Raw genomic sequence first — 2,335 nt, 5'->3', positions numbered from 1 at the left:
CGAGCGCCAGCGAGTGAACTGTTCAGCATCACGAGTCGGGCCATCGTCCTACCTTCGTTGCTTTGAGGCGGTGGCCCGATGAGCGAGCGCCAGCGAGTGAACTGTTCAGCATCACGAGTCGGGCCATCGTCCTACCTTTGTTGCTCTGAGGCGGTGGCCCGATGAGCCGCCGCGTCCGGCTCGACGCCGAGCTCGTGCGTCGAGGTCTCGCCCGCTCGCGCGAGCAGGCCGCCGGCCTCATCGAGGCCGGCCGGGTCAAGGTCGCCGGCACCACGGCGAGCAAGCCGGCCACCCAGATCACCACCGACCAGCCGATCGTCGTGCGCGAGGACGCCGACGATCCCGGTTGGGCCTCGCGCGGGGCGCACAAGCTGCTCGGCGCACTGGAGGTCTTCGAACCGCTCGGCCTGCAGGTCGCCGGACGTCGGGCTCTCGACGCGGGCGCGTCCACCGGTGGGTTCACCGACGTGCTGCTGCGCCGCGAGATCCGCGAGGTCGTCGCGGTCGACGTCGGCTACGGCCAACTCGTCTGGTCGCTGCAGTCCGACGACCGCGTCCACGTCTTCGACCGCACCAACATCCGCGCGATCGACACCGAGCTGATCGGCGGCCCGGTCGATCTCGTCGTCTCGGACCTCTCCTTCATCTCGCTGCGGCTCGTGCTGCCGGCCCTGATGTCGGTGTGCCGCGACGACGGCGACATGGTCCTGATGGTCAAGCCCCAGTTCGAGGTCGGCCGCGAGAACCTCGGCAAGAACGGCGTCGTCCGCGACCCGGCACTGCACGCCTCGGCCGTCCACGGCGTGACGACCGCGGCCTGGGCCGGGGGCTGGGGCACCCGCGCCCTCGCGCCCAGTCCGCTCCCGGGCCCGGCGGGCAACGTCGAGTACTTTTGTTGGCTGAGGACCGATGCGCCCGAGCCCGAGCTCGCGGCGGCCGAGGCCGCCGTCGCGGCCGGACCTCTCGCGGCGAACGAAGGAGGCGGACCATGAGGACCGTGCTGCTGGCCGTGCACGTCGACCGCGAGGGCGCGCCGCGCATCGCCGCCGACTTCGCCAAGGTCCTCCAGGACGCGGGCATCCGCGTGCGGACGCTCGAGACCGACATCGACGCGCTCACCGCGGCCGGTGCCGTGGACCTGGACTGCGTCCCGACCGCGCCCGGCGCGTCGAAGGACTGCGAGCTGGCGGTCGTCTTCGGTGGCGACGGCACGATCCTGCGCGCCGCCGAGGTCTGCCGCGGCACGGGAACCCCGCTGCTGGGCGTCAACCTCGGACACGTCGGCTTCCTGGCCGAGGCCGACGAGGAGGACCTCGCGGACGTGGCCCGGCACGTCGTCGCCGGCGGCCTGACCGTCGAGGAGCGACTCACCGTCGACGTCCGCGTGTTCCACGAGGGCGAGGTCGTCGCCACGAACTGGGCCCTCAACGAGGCCTCGGTCGAGAAGGCCTCCCGCGAGCGCATGCTCGAGGTCGTCATCGAGATCGATGGCCGTCCCGTCTCGCGGATGGGCTGCGACGGGGTCGTGTGCGCGACGCCGACCGGCTCGACCGCCTACAACTTCAGTGCCGGTGGACCGGTGGTGTGGCCCGAGGTCTCGGCGCTGCTCATGGTGCCGATCAGCGGGCACGCCCTGTTCGCACGGCCCATGGTGGTGTCGCCCGAGTCCACCCTCGCCGTCGAGGTCGTCGGCCACTCGAGCTCGGGGATCCTGTGGTGCGACGGTCGCCGGGCGGCCGAGCTGCCCATCGGCGCCCGCGTCGAGGTGCGCCGTGGCACCGAGCCGGTTCGGCTGGCACGCGTCCACCCGGCGTCGTTCGCCGACCGACTCGTGCGCAAGTTCGAGCTGCCCGTCGCGGGCTGGCGCGGCTCCGCCGAGGCGCGACGCACGTCCGGTGGCCGCTGATGTGGCACTACCTGCGGCTCGAGTCGCTCGGCGTCATCGAGGAGGCCGAGCTGGAGCTCGGCCCCGGGTTCACCGTCATCACGGGTGAGACCGGTGCCGGCAAGACGATGGTCGTGACCGCGCTCGGGCTGCTGCGCGGTGAACGGGCCGACCTGGCCCTCGTGCGGCGCGGGTCCGACCGGGCGCGGATCGAGGCCTCGGTCGTGCCGACGCCCGAGGTCACCGCGCTCGTCGAGGAGGCCGGCGGGCAGGTCGACGACGAGCTCGTGCTCGCCCGTGTCCTGACCAGCCAGGGACGCAGCCGCGCGCTGGCCGGCGGCACCACGGTCCCGGCCGGCCTGCTCTCCCGGCTCTCCGACAGCCTGGTCGCGGTCCACGGCCAGTCCGACCAGCAGCGCCTCGTCCGCCCGCAGGAGCAGCGCCACGCGC

The 2,335-nt window shown here is 72.9% G+C and carries 3 protein-coding genes; all 3 read left to right on the top strand.

All coding sequences use genetic code 11. The features are described 5' to 3' along the window. Positions 1 to 161: 161 nt before the first annotated feature. Positions 162 to 992 carry a TlyA family RNA methyltransferase gene (locus tag RT323_RS16080; RefSeq protein WP_313410234.1) on the top strand — a complete coding sequence of 277 codons (831 nt, stop codon included), beginning with the start codon at positions 162 to 164 and terminating at the stop codon, positions 990 to 992. Next, a complete protein-coding gene (locus RT323_RS16075) occupies positions 989 to 1,906 on the top strand; it encodes an NAD kinase (RefSeq protein ID WP_313410232.1) in 918 nt (305 codons plus the stop codon). The genes RT323_RS16080 and RT323_RS16075 overlap by 4 nt, the downstream gene beginning before the upstream one ends. Next, the coding region (locus RT323_RS16070) for an AAA family ATPase (RefSeq protein WP_313410231.1) at positions 1,906 to 2,335 on the top strand (430 nt) is incomplete at its 3' end. The genes RT323_RS16075 and RT323_RS16070, both read left to right, overlap by 1 nt.

This window comes from Aeromicrobium sp. (assembly GCF_032084975.1).
GTDB lineage: Bacteria > Actinomycetota > Actinomycetes > Propionibacteriales > Nocardioidaceae > Aeromicrobium.
Note: the sequence above shows the minus strand (reverse complement) of the source record. Positions and strands in the feature narration are given on the sequence as shown.